Source organism: Haloplanus salinarum (assembly GCF_009762275.1).
GTDB lineage: Archaea > Halobacteriota > Halobacteria > Halobacteriales > Haloferacaceae > Haloplanus > Haloplanus salinarum.
This window is the reverse complement of record NZ_CP034344.1, coordinates 147738-164362: the sequence shown is the minus strand read 5'-3', so window position 1 is coordinate 164362 and position 16625 is coordinate 147738. Positions and strand designations below refer to the sequence as shown.

General features: G+C 59.3%; 18 protein-coding genes. 4 read left to right on the top strand and 14 right to left on the bottom strand.

The window, feature by feature from the left end; genetic code table 11:
• The first annotated feature begins 184 nt into the window (after positions 1 to 184).
• A complete protein-coding gene (locus EI982_RS00790) occupies positions 185 to 442 on the top strand; it encodes a hypothetical protein (protein WP_157687694.1) in 258 nt (85 codons plus the stop codon).
• A 130-nt stretch (positions 443 to 572) separates the two neighbouring features.
• On the top strand, positions 573 to 1937 hold the full coding sequence (locus tag EI982_RS00785) for a restriction endonuclease (RefSeq protein ID WP_157687693.1): 1365 nt from the start codon (positions 573 to 575) through the stop codon (positions 1935 to 1937).
• Between the two features lie 13 nt (positions 1938 to 1950).
• Here EI982_RS00785 and EI982_RS00780 read toward each other — a convergent pair whose 3' ends face one another.
• Positions 1951 to 2523 carry a hypothetical protein gene (locus EI982_RS00780; protein ID WP_157687692.1) on the bottom strand — a complete coding sequence of 191 codons (573 nt, stop codon included), beginning with the start codon at positions 2521 to 2523 and terminating at the stop codon, positions 1951 to 1953.
• Positions 2524 to 2649: 126 nt separating this feature from the next.
• Here EI982_RS00780 and EI982_RS00775 point away from each other — a divergent pair, with 126 nt between their 5' ends.
• Positions 2650 to 3417 (top strand): hypothetical protein, encoded by a 768-nt coding sequence (locus EI982_RS00775; protein WP_157687691.1) that lies wholly within the window; start codon positions 2650 to 2652, stop codon positions 3415 to 3417.
• A gap of 23 nt (positions 3418 to 3440) precedes the next feature.
• On the opposite strand, the gene EI982_RS00770 is transcribed toward EI982_RS00775, so the two are convergent.
• From EI982_RS00770 to EI982_RS18595, 12 genes are all read right to left on the bottom strand, one after another.
• Entirely contained in the window at positions 3441 to 3854 is a 414-nt protein-coding gene (locus EI982_RS00770; RefSeq protein ID WP_157687690.1) for a DUF7567 family protein, read from the bottom strand.
• Positions 3844 to 4209, bottom strand: a complete 366-nt coding sequence (locus tag EI982_RS00765; protein ID WP_157687689.1) for a DUF7568 family protein — start codon at positions 4207 to 4209, stop codon at positions 3844 to 3846. The genes EI982_RS00770 and EI982_RS00765 overlap by 11 nt, the downstream gene beginning before the upstream one ends.
• Before the next feature lie 6 nt (positions 4210 to 4215).
• Entirely contained in the window at positions 4216 to 4716 is a 501-nt protein-coding gene (locus EI982_RS00760) for a DUF7995 family protein (protein ID WP_157687688.1), read from the bottom strand.
• A gap of 108 nt (positions 4717 to 4824) precedes the next feature.
• Positions 4825 to 5247, bottom strand: a complete 423-nt coding sequence (locus tag EI982_RS00755) for a DUF8025 family protein (RefSeq protein WP_157687687.1) — start codon at positions 5245 to 5247, stop codon at positions 4825 to 4827.
• A gap of 75 nt (positions 5248 to 5322) precedes the next feature.
• The gene (locus tag EI982_RS00750; RefSeq protein ID WP_157687686.1) at positions 5323 to 5985 is read right to left on the bottom strand and encodes a DUF6735 family protein; all 663 of its coding nucleotides are present in this window, start codon (positions 5983 to 5985) and stop codon (positions 5323 to 5325) included.
• Positions 5986 to 6053: 68 nt separating this feature from the next.
• Positions 6054 to 6434, bottom strand: a complete 381-nt coding sequence (locus tag EI982_RS00745; RefSeq protein WP_157687685.1) for a hypothetical protein — start codon at positions 6432 to 6434, stop codon at positions 6054 to 6056.
• A gap of 116 nt (positions 6435 to 6550) precedes the next feature.
• Positions 6551 to 7432 carry a biosurfactant protein 1 gene (locus EI982_RS00740; RefSeq protein ID WP_157687684.1) on the bottom strand — a complete coding sequence of 294 codons (882 nt, stop codon included), beginning with the start codon at positions 7430 to 7432 and terminating at the stop codon, positions 6551 to 6553.
• 90 nt (positions 7433 to 7522) lie between these two features.
• Positions 7523 to 8449, bottom strand: coding sequence for a transcription initiation factor IIB (locus tag EI982_RS00735; protein ID WP_157687683.1), 927 nt, complete (start codon positions 8447 to 8449; stop codon positions 7523 to 7525).
• Between the two features lie 164 nt (positions 8450 to 8613).
• Positions 8614 to 10737: an AAA family ATPase gene (locus EI982_RS00730; RefSeq protein WP_157687682.1), complete on the bottom strand. Its 2124-nt coding sequence runs from the start codon at positions 10735 to 10737 to the stop codon at positions 8614 to 8616.
• The gene (locus tag EI982_RS00725) at positions 10730 to 11644 is read right to left on the bottom strand and encodes a hypothetical protein (RefSeq protein WP_157687681.1); all 915 of its coding nucleotides are present in this window, start codon (positions 11642 to 11644) and stop codon (positions 10730 to 10732) included. Before EI982_RS00725 ends, EI982_RS00730 begins: the two co-directional genes overlap by 8 nt.
• A complete protein-coding gene (locus EI982_RS00720) occupies positions 11641 to 12204 on the bottom strand; it encodes a hypothetical protein (RefSeq protein WP_157687680.1) in 564 nt (187 codons plus the stop codon). Before EI982_RS00720 ends, EI982_RS00725 begins: the two co-directional genes overlap by 4 nt.
• Before the next feature lie 2 nt (positions 12205 to 12206).
• A complete protein-coding gene (locus EI982_RS18595; RefSeq protein ID WP_233255196.1) occupies positions 12207 to 13001 on the bottom strand; it encodes a hypothetical protein in 795 nt (264 codons plus the stop codon).
• A gap of 479 nt (positions 13002 to 13480) precedes the next feature.
• Here EI982_RS18595 and EI982_RS00715 point away from each other — a divergent pair, with 479 nt between their 5' ends.
• The gene (locus tag EI982_RS00715; protein WP_157687679.1) at positions 13481 to 14725 is read left to right on the top strand and encodes a DUF7964 domain-containing protein; all 1245 of its coding nucleotides are present in this window, start codon (positions 13481 to 13483) and stop codon (positions 14723 to 14725) included.
• A gap of 530 nt (positions 14726 to 15255) precedes the next feature.
• Here the strand turns inward: EI982_RS00715 and EI982_RS00710 are convergent.
• The gene (locus EI982_RS00710) at positions 15256 to 16116 is read right to left on the bottom strand and encodes a DNA-binding protein (RefSeq protein WP_157687678.1); all 861 of its coding nucleotides are present in this window, start codon (positions 16114 to 16116) and stop codon (positions 15256 to 15258) included.
• Positions 16117 to 16625: the final 509 nt, after the last annotated feature.

Sequence of the window (16625 nt, the reverse complement as noted above, 5' to 3'; positions counted from 1 at the left end):
CACCCTCCCGGTGGCCCATGCCTCGTGGTCGCGTCGGGGGCTGGCTGGGCCGGGAATCCGACGGTCGACGGGCAGTATCTGGACTGCGTCCGCTTCGCCGAGTGCTCGCACTCGCGGTCCCGGCTGGTCGGGGCCCGACGTACATCGGCTTTCGCGCTTGACTTCGCTCCGTGACGACCTCTCGATGGAGCAGCGTACAGAGTTTCATGACGCTCTCGGCGAGGTCGAACGCCGCTGCTCGCGACTGGAGATCGTGCTGGCTGAAGAGGATCGTCCCATCGGCCCGGTCGACGCGGACCAGCCAGTCCGAGGGGTGCTGGACGTGGCAGAGGACGGATTTCGAGAACTCGTAAGCGAACACGAAATGGTCGTCGTCTGTTCGGCGATACAACCACCAGTGGTCAGGGGCGACCTCGCTGTTGTGCTCAGAACTCATCGGTGACTCGGGACGGCTGTGACGTCCCGCACCCCTCGCGGGACGTGGAACAACATCTGCGGCCGCCGCACCCGCTTTCGCCGCCGAGGTCGGCAACGTATTTGGTTCTAGCAAGATACAGTCCAATTACCTTCGGATGGCTGTACTGGACGACCTCTCGGGGTTCGAGTTTGAGGACCTGATGGAGGACGTGTTCCGGAACCTCGGCTACGAGAACGTCCGGCAGGCCGAACGCACGGCCGACGAGGGGCGGGACGTCCTTATGGAGGAGGTCGTCGACGGGACGCGACGGGCGATCATCGTCGAGTGCAAGCACACGGGTACGGTCGGTCGGCCGGTCGTCCAGAAGCTCCACTCGGCGATCGCGACGTTCGACTTCGACGGCCCAAAGCGCGGGATGGTTGTCACGACCGGTCGGTTCACGAATCCTGCCCAAGAGTATGCCCAGCGGCTCCAGCAGAATGACGACCCGCATCCCATCGAGTTGCTCGACGGCGAGGACCTCCGAGAGATTGCCGACGAGATCGGCCTCGATCTTTACAACGGCCGCATCGAGATTCTTTGCGACGAGACCCTACGGCCGTACGACCCGGCGGCAGATGTCGACGCGCCGGTCCAGGAAGCGTTCCGCGACATCGAGAACATCGAGGCCGCGGATCTGCCGGTGCCGCACTCGCAAGTGACGTTCCGACCGGTGGTTGCGATTACCGCCGACACGAACGCGGTCTTCGAGACATCCGTCGGCGTGATCCACCGGATCAACGACCGCACACAGTTCGTCGTCCATGCCGAGCGTGGTCGCCCGCAGGTCGCCGACGAAGCGGTCGCGACGCTGGTCACCGAGAACCTCCACGCGACGGTCGACCTCGACGCCAAGCAGTTCGGGGAAGTCTTTGACGACGTCGAGGAGCGCCGCTTCGGCCAGACCCAGACGGAGTACAAGGAGTGGGCCGTCGAGCGGCTCCAGGACTACCACACGACGACGGTGACCTACACCGGCGACAATAACGTCACGTACAACAAGACCTGCGAGCCGAACCGCTCGGACATCGCTGTCCAGTCGATCGAGCCGGTGTACCTCCCCGAGGTGCGCCAGACGATCGACCTCGGAGAGTACACCTATCCCTACGAGTATCACGCGGCAGGGCCGTCCAGAGTGACCGAAGAGGACGGCATCCATCGGTGCGTCCACTGCGAGACGAGCGGCGTCGACGAGACGTACACGTACTGTCCGAACTGTGGGGCGATTGCCTGCGACAGCCACAGCAAGACCGAACGGCTCGAGGATGAGCCGGTCTGTACGGGCTGTGCGGTGACCGAACGGTTCGCGCTGAAGACGAAGTACTTCTACGACGAGGAGAACCTCGAGGCGTTTCGCGAGGAGTACGCCGAGATGCCGATTCACGAGAAGGCGATGGAGAACAAGTGGCTGGCCGGCGGCAGCGCGATCACGACGCTGCTGCTCCTCGTCGGTCTCCTCCTCATCGGCGGTATCCTCTGAGCGCCCTCGGTACTCAGGCCGGTTCAGCCACCAGCTCTTCGAGCGCGTGTTCCAGCAGACCGTTGAACTGCCAGTTGGCCCGCTCGAAGGCCTCCTCGGTCGGGCCGTCCCACCGCGGGAAGGCTGAGTGACCACTCACCTTGACCGTCCACTCGGCCGGCTCGTCGAACGGGCTCCGAGCCGGGAGTTCGACGACGTAGAGGTACTCCTCGTCGCCGTGGATGCCGTCAGCCGGGTTCTCGACGCCGTGGCCCAGCAGGAACAGCGGCTGATCCAGATGCTCCATGTTAGCCGGCTCGAGGAGATCTGAGGGTTTGTCGGCGTGGATGCTTCGGTCACGCCCTTCGTCGACGTACAGGGCCATCGTCGAGAGCGTGTCGACGAACATGAACTGCGCTGCGGCGTACGCCGGCCCGCGCTCTGTTCGCGTCTCATCGAGCAGCTGTTTCAGCTGAACGAGATCTCGAAGAACGCTGTCGGGATAGCCGTCGGAATGACGGTAGATCTGTGCGACTCGATCGGGTTCGGACTGTTCATCTGGGGACTCACTCCGTTGTACGAATCGGAGCTGGCTTCGTGTCGACATCGATCACCGCCGACGCGTGTGCGCCGGCACCCCTCGCCGGCGCAAAAACAACAGTATGTAATATCCGCTGAGAAGTGACAAACTCACTCTTATACCGAGACACGACATACCACGAATACATCCGGTATGTGGAGTCAATATGATTTTGAGGCCATCGAAGCCCTTCACGAAGAAGTCGCTGAAGACTACTCCGACCCGAACCATCCGCACGGCGAGCACGCTCGAGTACTTCTTACGGCCACGCAGAACCTCCACGATACTGACACCGCCCTACGGCACGTGTACGGAGATATCATCGGCGACGAACACAAAATGCAGCTGTTCTATCTCCGCAGAGGCCTCAGATCCCTCTTCTCAGTATATCAGGCAGCGAAGCACCATCACTATAGCACGGCTTACTCACGGATCCGTCTACTTCTCGAATTGTACCTTGTTGTGAGAGAGATGAACCGGGACCAGGAGAAGACAAAACAGAAGTTCCAGAATGCGCGGTCCGAAATCCGGGAGAATGAGTACGGCCCGTTTGATCCTCTCCCGTTCGCAGATTATGTGGACGGCCTTCGCAAGCATCTTCTTGGTACGCTCACCGGTGAGTATGAGTCGCTGGATGCCTTGGTCGGCCGGCTCAGCGATTTCGGCGCGCACCCCACTTCGATTAAGACCCCACAGAGAGAGTTGGAGTACGTTGATATCCTTGAGGAGAACGTGCTGGGTTTCGCGCTTATGTTCACATTTGGTCTCGCGGCGCAATACGTACGAACGTTCGATGACACGGTGATCGAGCGCTCTCTGCGGGAGGATATGGATGCCGTATTCGTGGCTGTGCTGTGGCAAGTCGGATCTTTGCCAGAGTTTTTCGCGGAGGATTTGGAGTTCGGGTCGCAGATCGGGTAACACTCCACAATAAGTCGACACCACTACGCGAGATGCGATACCTCATCTGGCTCCCCAACGTCGTCGAATTCACCACGTTCGACCGGCTGCCAGTCGTCGTCGGGTGTTGGACTCCACCAGTCAACCTCGTAGGCGCCCGGTGCGCCGAGGATCTTCACTCGTGCCGACCCATCGGGCAGGTCGCGACGCAGTTTCTCATCGACGTGGAGATTCCAGGTCGGATCGGTATCGAAGCAGGCGAGGATTGCTTCCTCGTGCCCACGCGTCTCTTGCGACTCCTGGAATTGGACCCGTGTATTGCAGTCCTGGCAGAACACCCCTTCAAACGGGATGTGACTGAACACCTCGTGCCCACAGACTGGACACCAGAGGAACTCGAACACCGCCGGACTATACCGCTCGATCGTTTCGAGACTCGCCAGTGACTCACCGTTCATTGCCGTACACGATTTTTGAGGGTGCCTCGTACCCGCAGTCCGGGCAGTCGAACCAGCGCTGTACCTTTGCGCCGTCGGCCGTCTTCTCTCCGACGCGGACGTCGTCGCTCGGGCACTCCGGACATTCGAGGTCGGGTGCTGGTCGCTCCCGGAGTTCGTCCCGGAATGCGGTCGCGTCCTTCGTCTCGTATCCCCGCGCCCAGATCGGGTAGCCGTCGACGAGGATCGCCCCACGCCACTTGTATCGGTAGGAGTCCGGGGCCCGATGCAGGACGGCGCGTGCCCCAGTTTCGGTGTTCCGATACGCGAGGGTTGGTGTGCGGCTCTCTCGTGACCAGTTGGTGATTCGTGGCATCGTCGGTCAGAAATGAACGTCTGCGGGGACGATCCAGAGCGTCTGGCTGTCCTCGTCTTCCTCGAGGACTCGGTCGAGCTGACCCCGATGTCGAATCCCCTGGGCGTGCTGGTCGTACATTGGGATCGAGGGCCCTTCGTACGCGCCGACCTGGTGGAACGCGTGGCGGGCGAGGTCCTCGTCGCGCATGATCGCCTCGTCGCTGAGCTCGTCGAGCGCCTCCTTCACGCGGTCGAGATTCCGCTGGAACTCCTCTTTCGTGGCCTTCCAAGCCCGGTCGAGCAGTTCACCGCCCTCCTCGGAGTTGATGGGGGCTGCCGTCGGTAGGTCTCCCCAGCGGGCCTTCCCGGCGACCGTCGTATCCTCTTTGTCGAAGGTGCAGTAGTAGTCGAACACGGCGCAGCCGTGGGGATTCGCCCCGACGAGATGGTCGAAGACTGCTTTCCCTTCGACCAGGGCGTCGTGCCGTGTCGGTGCCTCGACTAACGCGTAGATGACCATATGCATCTTTGTTCACCTCGGAGCGCCGACTCACCGGGCACTGCTCGGCTTTGTCTGCTCGGTGCGCCGGCACCCATCGCCGGCGCTCGAAAAACCTGGTTCGGGAGATCGTGTTCAGGAATCGTCTGTCCGCTCGACGGTGATCGTCAGGTCGCCCGACTTGTAGTCGGCCTCGAAGTCGACGCTGAACGCATCGGAATCGTAGGCGGCGTGGTAGGCACGGTGCAGTTCGAGTGACCCGGTCGCCTTGAAGTGGAAGAACGCAGCCGAAGTGTAGGGCTTGCTCTGGGTTTCGACCTGCGTCTCGACAGAGGCCGGGAGCGCGATTTGCGGTGTCTCCGTATCGATGCTCGCAGCGAACGCCTTCGCTTCCTCGACGGTCGCCTGCGAATGTGCGGGCGTCTCGCCGGTCAGCACGTTCACCGGCGTCTCGGTATCGTCGGTGAACAGGACATCGTGGAAGGTGCGCGTTCCGAGGACTGCATCGGGACCTAACTTGCAATCGTGGAATGGATCATCGTCTGGTTTCTCGGGCATCATACCACGAGCCTACGGTGGGGCTCGTCCCTTTCTGCCCCTGGAAAACCACGATCTGTGTCGACGCAGACCAGCCTACGAGCGGTTGAGTGTCGCGTCCGGAGACGGTGATTCGCCACCCGGGATACGCAGCTCTTGGCGCTCCCCGACCCACTCGCCGAGCTTCTGCTTGAGGTACTGGCGAGCGGTCGACTGGGTGAACACACCCTTGTCGACCATATCACCGACGACGTCCTTCAGCGCCCGAAACTGTCCCTTCAGGTGCCCGTCGCCGACCGGCTCGTCGTCGTACCATCGGACGGTCGCGAGCGCGCCGTTCCCGACCGTCTCACCGTGTTCGACTGTCTCCGAGTCATACTGCAGGCCGAACCACAGCGTCCGGTAGGCGGTCACCTCGAAGGTCGGCGATACCACGTAGAACGCCTCGTGATGGAGGTAGTCGAGATGGTCGGTGATGATCTCCTCGAGCGTGAGCCCGGTGGCGCGGGGCTTCGGCTCGACGACTGTCGACGGTCGGTCTTCGCCGGCGAGGTATCCGTCGACGGCATCTGCTTCGAGGCCATCGGCCAGTTCCGCCAGCAACTGTTTTGCCCACTTGGAGTGGGTATCGTCGCCACCGAACGGCGACTCAGCCGTAATGCGGTGCTTCAGTTTCAGGTTCGCAGCGCCCCAGTGGCTGTAGTGGAGCGTGTACTGTCCGTCTGTCCGTTCGTACGCAACGAGTGCGCGGTGACCCATCGGAAATCACTCCACGGGACGAGGCTCGTCGTGTGTCGCCCCGCACCCCTCTCGGGGGGTGAACGACGCTACCCGTCGATCGGCTCCAGTCCGCTGAGATCCGCGTGGAGGACCGAATCGTCGCGAACGACGTACCGCTTTGCCAGCACCGGGAAGCGACACTTGGTAAACCCGGCCGTCTGGATGTCGAGCTCCTCGCCGGCTTCGAGATGGGTAGCGAGTTCTCCTAAGAACTCGTGGGTAACGATTCCGCCGTCGTAGTCAGGGAGCCCGTTCTCTCGCGCCTCGTAGACTTCGAAGTCATCATAGCCCCAGATCGTGAGTTCGCCGTCGTCAGTAATTTCCCAGTTGAGGGTCCCGAAACAGTAGCTCTCACAGAGCTCGCGTACAGCCTGTGGATCCGACACGATTGCACCGGTCGATGTCGTCGCAGCTTGGAGCGTAGCCATTGGTTCAGCCGGGGTGAATCCCCGCACCCCTCCACGGGGGGAGATAGACCACTCTCCAGCGTTAACCAACACAGTACCCGATTGAGCTGAGACTGTTGGTTAACCGACGAACGAACCTACTGCGGTTCCGGTCCGTGACGGCACGCCCCGCATTCCCGACACTCCCAGATTGGTTGCCCCGACCAGGTGTCGTCAGGTAGCGATTCGTAGGTGGTGAACCGATGCCCTGTTTCGGAATCGCAGTGGTGACACTCGAGCCGGACTCGTGTCGGGATGTTAGATGGCTGCCCGTCCTGATCGCTATCCCCGCTTGATTCCTGGAGTGCGATTCCCGGGACCAGCCACATCGGGTCATCAGCTGTCTCCAGCATCGTATCGAGATGCGATTCAGTCCGGAGGGCTTCTCCTCGTTGGTCGTAGAGGCACGCCTTGGCATCCTGCGCTCCTGCGAACGTCGAATGCTCCTGACCGTTCATCCGGTCTCGGATAGCCGTGAGCAGTTGCTCCCCGGTTTCTGAGGCGACCTTCGAAGCATCCGGTAGCGACGGCCACTGATCGACCAGCTGCGACGCAGGCCCCTCAGTGAGGTCGTAAATGAGCTGATGCTCGGTGATGCCCTCGGTCTCGCTGTTGACGAGCAGATTCCCGGCGGCTGCCCCCTTCGCGACAGCGCCGTAGAACGTCGACGACTCGACGAGCGCGAACACGATTCCTACGAGTGTTGCTTCTTGGCCAGTCTCCGTTGTCGAGGTGTCGGAGTCGCCGAGGTGGTTGGTGAGACAGAATCGGCATTTCGTCTGTGACGCCGGTATCGGGGCCCCACAAGATCGGCACTCTGCCTCGTCCTCGGTGGGATGCTCAGGGTATCCTGTCTCGACCGACGCACGCCGCTGTCGACGAGGGGCGGCGGTCGAGTGGCCGTCCAGCTGATGATCGGGCCTTCGGGACGCTTCACCGAGCGGACGTAGTTCCTCAAAATCGTAGTCGCGGCCGGTCATAGAGGGATCTACAGAGAGCATTTCCCGTTTTCCGGTTTAAATGATAGGCCGACAAAAAGCGAGCAAGCTCCTAATTGGTCGGCCTCTAAATTAGACGACTTGTTCTTCGAGCGTGTCTCGGTGGTTCCTGACGGTCGCCGTCGACGTGTTGGCCACCTCGGCGATCTCAGTCTGGGTTAGCCACCGACCCGCCTCCTGTCCGGCCTTGTAGAGACAGGCCGCAGCGAAGCCGGCGGGATGGACGCCGGTCGTCACGCCGGCGTCCTCGGCCGCTTCGGCAAGTGCTCGCGCCCGACGTCGGATTCGCCCCGGACAGTCGAGGTCGGATGCGAGCCGCGGAATGTACATCGTCGGCGTCGCGGGTTTGGCCGGCAGTCCCAGTTCCTCGTTGAGTGTCTTGTAGGCGTTTGTGACTCGCGATTCCTCCACCGTCGCAACCGCCACGATGTCGTCGAGAAGCTGCGACCGGCCGTTACATCGGCAGGCCCCATACACGCTGGCTGCAGCGATCGCCTCGATGGATCTGCCACGGAGTAGATCTTGATTCTGGGCGCTCCGGAAGAGCTGGCACGCCTGGTCACGGACCGACTCGGAGAGCTCGAGTGCACTCGCGAGACGTCGCACCTCACCGAGTCCGTGCGCGAGGTTCTGTTCGGCCTTCGACCGCCACCGGCCACGGGTCTGTTCACGTCGCATCCGGGCCAGCCGCCGGCGCTTCTGTGCGGAGAGTTCGTTCCCGTTCGCATCTGTTCCCCGCCCGATCTCGGTCGAGAGGCCTCGGTCGTGGCGGGCTGCGGTCAGTGGGGCGCCTGTTCGCTCGCGCTCCTCTGCATCGTACGCCCGCCACTCCGGCCCGTGATCGAGGCGTTGCTCTTCGATGACGAGGCCACAGTCCTCGCAGACGGTTTCTTTGACGTTCGTGGTGACGTGCCCGTTGCACTCGGGGCACTGGTTCCCGCTCGACTCCGTTTGGACGTCCTCATCGAATCCAGTCTCGTAGATGCCTCTGATTGCCATTGTTCTCACCGTGGTCAGGAACTCGCCAATACGGCGAACCCCTCACCCATCAGGGGGGTAAATAGACGCTATCGAGTGCGGACTTCGGTTCCGCTGGATAATGCTCAGTCTATAGTGCTCAGGTTACTGTAGTTCCCCTCTGCACCCGTTCAGTGGAAAAGGTGTCAACCTTCATATTGCGTGAGATCAGCTTGTCCGCTTTCAGGATAGCGCTGCATATCGTAGGCGTCGTGGAATGTACCGGCGTCAAAGCCTTCTGTGTCTGCTGATAACACGATAATCTGGTAGTTAGGGAGGAGTTCAGGTAGGTGGGTCAAGAAGCGCGTGATATCTTCTTCATTGTCACCATCGATCTCGTTGGTGAATGGTGAATCGATGACAAACATCCGCAACGGGAGACTGTTTATTGAGCTACTGAGCTGGCGGAGCAGTGCTGTATGGAACAGGAAAGCGTGGATATTGGTTTCTGCTGTGCTGGGTTCGGGGCGTCTGGAACGTAACTCACCTTCAGGGGTTTGTAGTGTGAAATGATAGGAGTCTCCTTCTTCAAAGGACGGTGTATGGGCATCGGCGAAGGTTCCTGCCTCAAAGACATCTAGCAGCTGGCTAATCTCGTTTTCAAGTTGGCGCTTCAATTCTTGTCGCCGTTTCTCCCGTTGTTGTTCGACGATAGGGCGGAACCGTTGGAAGATTTCGCGTTCCGTCTGCTTTGCCTTCGCGATCGGTATGAGTCGGCGTTGAGCCTTGATTTCATACTCGACACGATCTAACTCGTCTTGCAACTGTTCAATCTCGGATTCCTTCTCGAAGATTTCTTTTCGTAGTTGGTCAATTCGCTCGCGAACCGTTGACTTTTCCTCGGTCAGCTGTCTCGCCTCACTGTCCTCCAGACGTTGGCGGACGCTCTCCATTTCTTCCTCAATATCCTCAATACGACGTTGGAGATGCTCACGTTCGCCCTCCAGTTCCCGGCGTTGCTCTCGATACTCTTGGATATCCTCCTCTGGCGATACATTACCGTCCGTCAGGGAATCAGGTACATGATGGTCAAGTTCAACACGCATCCGATCATCTGGCATCTCTTTGCCACACAACGGACAGTCCCCATCATTCACGAGCCGCGACCGCTGCTCGCTATCAACCTCGTGCGTACAAATTGGGCAGGAATCCGGCACCGTCATGAGATCCCGCAGATCATCAGCAATTCCCGACAAGTCTTGATGCAACTCCGTGCTATCATGCCGCTCGATCAACCGTTTAATCTGACCCAGCTCGTCGACGGTCTCCTCAAGCTGGACTTTCAAATCCGCACGTCGTCCCCGCAATTCATCCAACCGGTTCTGCAGTTCCTGCACTTTATCCTCACCGCTCAAAATATCGTTAATCGATTCCAAGCGATCCTGTAACTGCGTCAGTTGGTCAATCTTTCGCTCACGTTCACTTCGCCGTTCTTCAATCTCCTCTCCCAGCGTTTCCTTTTGCTGCTGAAACCGTGTCAGATTCCCCTGTGCATTCGCTTCCTCCTCCGCCAGTTCCAAATCACTGATCTTCGCATCGATCGCCTCCACAACGCTACTGACATTAATACCGAAAATCAAGTCAATAAGCTGTGAATTCTTTCCAAAGAACCGCTTGAAATCTTCTCCCATAAGGAAGAACAACGACAAAACATTGAACGGCGTATGCCCACGCTGCTTCAACTCTAACAACCCAAAGTACTCAAGCAACGCATCAGGCGACAACTGCTCATCACCAATCCGTTGCTCCGGATCCTCCATCCGCTCGATTACCGAATCTGACTCCTCAATAAACCCTTCCCGGAGAAACGGCTTATCAAACTCCGTCCGCCGCTCCCCCGGACCACTCTGCACAAGATTCCGCTCCACCGTAAACGGCGCATCATCAAACCGCCAGAACCCGGTCGTACTCAACCGTTCAGCACGGTCATGAACCAGCTTCCGCATGCCAAACGCATCTTCATCGCCCCGTGGAATACCCGCGATATTGAACTGGATCGCACGAACTAAACTGGTCTTCCCCTTCGAATTCGGACCGTAGAGATAGGTCGCTCGTTCAGGAAAGTCAACCAACTCCGTCCGGCTGATCGCTTTGAAATTCCGTACCGAGAACGACGCAAGCCGGACATCCTCCGTACTGAACTCAATCTCATCAAAATGCTCAAGAAAGAACTCCCGAAGCGCATCAATATCCTCCGCCGCAAAATCATCAGCCTGCGCCGCCAGCTGCTCCTCAATCTGTTCCCACACGGCAGGAACCTCATCAGCCATAGACTTGTCCCTCCTGCTGGGATTCATCCCCTTCCTCCTGCTCGGTGAAGTTCATCGGCCGGCCAGGCAAGATGACCCGGCCCCCAAACGTTGCTTCGATCCGATCCAACGACGTGAGGTACGAATGAAGCGACTCGGTAGTGGACGTAGCGAACTCCTGCAACACGTCATCTTGGTGATTTTCCCACGTTTTCAGCAGCACGCTCTCAAATTGCTCCAGCTTGTCGCCATACCGTGTGAAGAAGAACTCTCCCGTATCAGCAATAGTAATCCCAAACGGCACGCGGTACTCCTGATGGGAGTCAAGCACTTGCTCACCAAGCAGCCCCCAACTCACAAGCCGATCCTTGTCCCGTCGCAGACTCTGCGAAAGAGGAACACCCTCCTGCTTCCGGAACGAGTACCGATATCCCGTACGTTGTAAATTCCCCAACCCAAGGTTGTCCTCTACCTGGACCAAGTCATCCTCTTGCGACAGGCGGTGGTTCACCAGATACACAAGATAATGCAGCTTTTCTAACGGTTTCAGTGACGCCTCGCCGGTCTGCTGCCGATACGTACGAAGCAGTTTCAACAGCATCACAAAATCCACAATCTCATCAAGATCATAATCGACAAGATGTTGAGGAGCGACAATATTATCAAAATCGACGGTGCCACTGCTAACTTGGCCCAACTTTTCCTGTGGAATATCAGCCTCGGCTAACTGCTCAACCAACTCCGGTGAGCTGATAACTTCTTTGTTGAGGAACATATAGTATTCTGATGGAAAATCGTAGTCAGACCGGTGATTGTCAACTGCTTCGCGGTGGATATCACTCGCCGTTGCCAAATACTCATCCAGCGCAGCACCCTCTAACCCCGCCCACTTCGCTACCTTCTCTAAAACAATCCAGTCGTTAGTCATTGGTCGGGATCAATGTTCTCAAGCTTTGTGAGCACCTTTTGACTCCAGTCTCTCAAGTCTTCTTTTCCATTCTCCGGATTCGCATTGTTGTTCAAATACCCCCACACATGGCGGCGGAACTCCGACTCGGCCGTCTTGATATAGGCTTGTGGAATGATCCCCTCCAGTTCTGCTTTCACATCCTCACGACTCCCCTCACAATCGACCCAGATGACAACATGCCCCGCCCGAGGAACCAAGCGTGCATTATTGGCAATTGTCCCCGCACATTCCCGCTCTAAGAGACACGGATAGTGAATCAGCCAGAGACTGTTGACCAGCAATTCCATCTGCGACCGATACTCCGTCCCTGCACGCTGAGCCAAGTCGAGCCCGTTCGGTTCAGGCGTCGCATCAACCGTCGCCGGATGATCATCAACACGCATTTTCTCATCACGAAGGATCTCAACCGGATCAGACCCGAAACACTTCGCATCAGGCTCACAGATAATTACAACATTTTCATCGTGAAAGAAGATGTCATCGTCATCAGAATAGGCATGAAAGTTACTTACAGACATATCTAGTCACCTGTCGACGCGATGATGTCCAGAGCATGTAAATCATTCTCTATCTCTCGGAATCGAGAGACTTGCTGCTCAGTTCGCTCCGTCGTAGGTGATTTACTGGTTGCAGGTATCATGCGAAGCCGCGACGTCAAACTGTTCGAGGCAGCACAGGTGCTGCACCATGTCCGAAGGACATCAGGTGTCGATGATTGCTCCAACAACGGTTCCTTTTCATACCCTTCCGCAAGATCTTGCAGTCCCGCAATCAACTGTTCCGTCGCCTCAAAATGAGGATCATCACTGCGAAGCTGCTGAAGCGACGTACGTATCTGCTCTGCCGACTTTGTCTCGGCAACTGGTTCCTTGTCACCCCGGATAACACGTGTTTTCCAGCCATTCAGAAACAGTGCGTATCCTGATGCAAGCACAACTCCAATCCCAAGATCTGGGAGCGGTGGCAGAAACGGCTGGTTGTACGGGACACTGAACAACAGATATGTGAGGTACGTGATCCCGATCCCTGTCAGCTCTACAGCAGCCGTTGAAAGACCAAGCCAGCCCGGCTGATGGAGGGGTGGATAATACAAGACCTCCCCGGCGGACCGGGTGAATCGATAATTGACGATGCAGAGCACCACACTAACGATCACACCAATCACGAAGACCGCACCCGGCGAGACTGCCCGAGGGAGCGGAACACCAACGAGTGATCCCACAACCAGCGTCACAACAAGTGGAAACGTCACAACAACCCATCGCGGCAACAGTTTCGTGCCCCGTTTCCACGTAAGCGCATAGCGAGGACGCATATGAATCGACCTAACCCTCCTCTACTACCATTCGAACAGCAGTATCTCTCCACGGGGGCCAACACAGCACACAGGCGGCACCACTGATTGGTTGGGCAAGCTGTTTGAGCGGATAGATAGAGCGTCACACCGGATTCGGTTAAAAAGTAGGGTCCCTTCAAACGAATTGGCTCCGTTGTCACGCCTTGAACTGCATGACGCATCCACGGTACGAGGGCGAAAGCGTCCACACAGCGATACGCAATAGCGAACCAGTCCACCTAGACCTGCTATCGCCCGGTCTGGAATCCATCTCTCTGTCTGTACCGCGTACTCGGGGCGGCCCGAGGGCACCAGTCGTGACCAGCAAAGATAACAGCGATGCACCCCTGAAGCAGACACCAAGGGCGGAAGCGTCAGATGCAGTACCGTTCGAATAGTGGTCTGGAGCCGGTGGTCGGAGTAGCGAGGCGTGGAACGCCTGCACGCGGTGAGACAGGATGAGCGAGGCATGCCGCTTGTGCAGGAACGACCGGGACCTGCAGCAGAGCCACATCATTCCCCGTTTCGTCATCAAATGGCTGAAGCAAAGCGGGGCGACACCCTTTCTCCGCGGTGCCGAAGATCCCGACACCCGGATCCAGGACAAGAAGGAACAGCTGCTGTGCAGCGAATGCGAGCAACGACTGGGCGACTGGGAGCAACGGTTTGCTTCCCACATCTTCTACCCAGTGATCCGCCAGCAAACGACCGAATTCGAATACGATACCTGGCTGCAGCAGTTCGCCATGTCGCTCGCGTGGCGAGTCCTCGTCAGCAGCTTCACCGATTTCGATGCGTGGAGCAGTGAGGAGCAGGCAGCCTTGGAAGCAGCCGAACAGGACTGGCGTGCCATCCTCAACGGCGACCAACCACTCACCACAGCCACCCGCTCCCACCACATCATTCTCATGGGCGAAACCGAATCCGTCCACGGCGATGTCCCCGAAGACTGGGAATTCTACGCCGCACGCGGCATCGACGCCACCGTGGTTACCGTCAACGACGGCATCCACATCTACACCAAATTCCCGCAAATGTACTTCCTCTCCTGTGTCGACCCACCCACGGTCGACGGGCTTGACAGGACCCACATCGCCCGGAGCGGGACGATCCAGACACCGCAGATGGTGCACTCACCCTGGAGCAACATCCCGTTCCGCCGAGCGGAAGCCATCACGGAAAACAAGGCATCACCCAGGGAACGGGAGAAAATCAAGGAACACATCCAGGAACACCCCAACCGTCTTACCGACTCCAAAACCATCGAAACGTTCCGACGCAAATTCGACCGCAGCGGCCGGGGGAGGCACGACCCGACCCCCCATCTGGACGACGACGAATGTCCCGTTTGCACGACTAACCACCGCGTCGTCGACGCCCTGCCACCCCGTCCCCTCACACGGACCGCGGTCGACAGCCTGACAGACGCTGCAGATATCGTGTTCGCCAAAGGCCTTTTCATCAGCCTTGACGACACCGATGACGACACCCCCGACGAAACCGGTACCATCGTGCTGGCAACGCCGGACGCCACCCGGGTGATCACCTTGCTTGACCCTGGCTGGGTCGTCGACCGCGAAATCGACCACATCGACACCGTCGACCCCACCGATTTCGGACAGGCAATCTGGGACCTCGTCCGCGACGAACACGCCACACTAATGGATAACCACGCACCTGGCCGCGACTACACTATCGACTAACCTCGGCTACACCCCCCGCGAACCCCCGATCAATCTTATCAACGGTCCCCTCACGTCACCGGCTAACCGTTGTCGGGATCAATGACTATCCGGCCGTCTTCGGACACCTTCACTATGACCTCAGTCTCCTTGTCCTCAACATCCATCTTATCCAGTTCGTCCCTGTGGATGAGCACGCCCAACGAATTCACCGTCGTGACCAAAGGACACCGCGTCAGTTTTCAATCTCACACTTGTTTCAAGACGATGTTACATTGATCTCCTCACTTAGCAAGCGTTTGGCCGGGGCACCAAATACCAAAGCCCAACCAACCAGGGACTGGAAAGCCGGCGTCAATATTAGAGTTGCCTTGAAATGCCAATAGCTCCCCGAAAATGGCGCTGGACAGTTTTCCACAATAAATGACAGATATGTCCCAAGGTCGTGGCTGCGCGCGTAGCGACCGGAGGGAGCGAGCACGGAGCGGTGGGTGGGGCGGCGGGGCCTGGGCCGGTCCGGCACTCACTAAAAAAAGAAGGGGCGTCGGCCCCTATTCTTCCCACCAGCGGTCGTCGCGATCTGGGAAGATAATCATACTGTCGTAGGTCACGGCCAGGGAACAGCGCCCCTGATGCCAGTTCTTCTTGAGCGCGCGCATCCGGACCTTCTCACCTTCGCGGACGATCCGGGGCTCGGACTTCACCCAGGACGTCCACTTGATTTTCCCGGTGTCATCCGCGATTAGCCCGACTTGCTCGATCTTCGGGCTACTGGGTTCCCAGAGGGTCTCGATGGTTCCCTCGATGCTCACCTCGTCGGTCGGCACGTCCGGGACGTCCTCGATCGGGCAGATGGCGCCGGGAGCCGCCTTCAGTTCGTCCATCGTCGCGAACACCGCCTCGGTGACGTCCTGCCCCCGTGCGACCCGCCTCGCGAGCACCCGGGAAACGGCCGCTCGACTGTGGTCGGTCCGAAGCCGCTGTGCGATCCGGTCTGCTTCCTGGTTCACCGTCGCCAGCTCCATCCGGGAGAGGCGCTCGCGCGGATCCGTCCGGTCCGGGGTGCGTTTCTCCCGCTTGCGCTGCCGCCGTTCGGTGACGACCTCGCGAGTTCGCTTCGCCCGCCCGTCTTGGGTGCCGAGTTCCGCCTGGGCGCTGATGTGGTCCAGTTCGGCCTCGCGGGCGCGAATCTTCTCCTCTTGGGCGAGGGGCAGGTGTGAGAAGTCCTGGACGATGCCGTCGGGGTGGTTGGAATCCACCTTCGCCTGCTTTTCCTGCTGGACCGTCGCTCGGAACTCCGGCCGGTCGTCGACGACCTCGAAGCCGTTCTCGTCGACGCCGGCGTCTTCGGTTCGTTCGAATGCCTGTTCATCGACCGTAACGACCTTGCGACTCGAGTTGTTACTAGACATTGGTACTCACCGTACCACTGAAGGCGCTCACGCGCCGCCACCGCGATGCCCCTAACATCGCGGTTTTCCGACGACGTCGACGTCCAACAGCACCGACTGCGCGCTCTCGCTCGCGCCTTCGCGAGCGCCCTACCGGGCGCGAGCGAGAGCGCGCCCGAGTGCGGCGACTCCAACCAGCACCGCGCGCCGACCCGCCCGGAGCGAGCGGCCAGCGCATTCCCCGTTTCGCCCGCGACGCAACCACGTCCGTCGCGGGTCGGAGAGTCCCGGAAGCCTCCGGAAGTCCGGGACCGAAACGGGAGAAGCGCTGGCGCGAGGGCACATTCACTTTAGCCCGGCAGCCCGCCCGCTACTGCAGGCAGGCAGCCCGGAATGGTCGGTCGCGAGCGACGCGGAGGGCGGCAGCGGCGAGCGGGGCGGGCCGTGGCGTACACACTGTCCAGCCGGCCGCGACACTCGACGATCCAGCTACCGTCCTGGCGGACTCAGAAAGGGCGAGGCCGCCTCGG

Bases quoted from the DNA above. Each gene is read 5' to 3' on its own strand.
- EI982_RS00790 (WP_157687694.1), top strand. From the start codon at position 185: ATGGAGCAGCGTACAGAGTTTCATGACGCTCTCGGCGAGGTCGAACGC.
- EI982_RS00785 (WP_157687693.1), top strand. From the start codon at position 573: ATGGCTGTACTGGACGACCTCTCGGGGTTCGAGTTTGAGGACCTGATG.
- EI982_RS00780 (WP_157687692.1), bottom strand. From the start codon at position 2,523: ATGTCGACACGAAGCCAGCTCCGATTCGTACAACGGAGTGAGTCCCCA.
- EI982_RS00775 (WP_157687691.1), top strand. From the start codon at position 2,650: ATGTGGAGTCAATATGATTTTGAGGCCATCGAAGCCCTTCACGAAGAA.
- EI982_RS00770 (WP_157687690.1), bottom strand. From the start codon at position 3,854: ATGAACGGTGAGTCACTGGCGAGTCTCGAAACGATCGAGCGGTATAGT.
- EI982_RS00765 (WP_157687689.1), bottom strand. From the start codon at position 4,209: ATGCCACGAATCACCAACTGGTCACGAGAGAGCCGCACACCAACCCTC.
- EI982_RS00760 (WP_157687688.1), bottom strand. From the start codon at position 4,716: ATGCATATGGTCATCTACGCGTTAGTCGAGGCACCGACACGGCACGAC.
- EI982_RS00755 (WP_157687687.1), bottom strand. From the start codon at position 5,247: ATGCCCGAGAAACCAGACGATGATCCATTCCACGATTGCAAGTTAGGT.
- EI982_RS00750 (WP_157687686.1), bottom strand. From the start codon at position 5,985: ATGGGTCACCGCGCACTCGTTGCGTACGAACGGACAGACGGACAGTAC.
- EI982_RS00745 (WP_157687685.1), bottom strand. From the start codon at position 6,434: ATGGCTACGCTCCAAGCTGCGACGACATCGACCGGTGCAATCGTGTCG.
- EI982_RS00740 (WP_157687684.1), bottom strand. From the start codon at position 7,432: ATGACCGGCCGCGACTACGATTTTGAGGAACTACGTCCGCTCGGTGAA.
- EI982_RS00735 (WP_157687683.1), bottom strand. From the start codon at position 8,449: ATGGCAATCAGAGGCATCTACGAGACTGGATTCGATGAGGACGTCCAA.
- EI982_RS00730 (WP_157687682.1), bottom strand. From the start codon at position 10,737: ATGGCTGATGAGGTTCCTGCCGTGTGGGAACAGATTGAGGAGCAGCTG.
- EI982_RS00725 (WP_157687681.1), bottom strand. From the start codon at position 11,644: ATGACTAACGACTGGATTGTTTTAGAGAAGGTAGCGAAGTGGGCGGGG.
- EI982_RS00720 (WP_157687680.1), bottom strand. From the start codon at position 12,204: ATGTCTGTAAGTAACTTTCATGCCTATTCTGATGACGATGACATCTTC.
- EI982_RS18595 (WP_233255196.1), bottom strand. From the start codon at position 13,001: ATGCGTCCTCGCTATGCGCTTACGTGGAAACGGGGCACGAAACTGTTG.
- EI982_RS00715 (WP_157687679.1), top strand. From the start codon at position 13,481: ATGAGCGAGGCATGCCGCTTGTGCAGGAACGACCGGGACCTGCAGCAG.
- EI982_RS00710 (WP_157687678.1), bottom strand. From the start codon at position 16,116: ATGTCTAGTAACAACTCGAGTCGCAAGGTCGTTACGGTCGATGAACAG.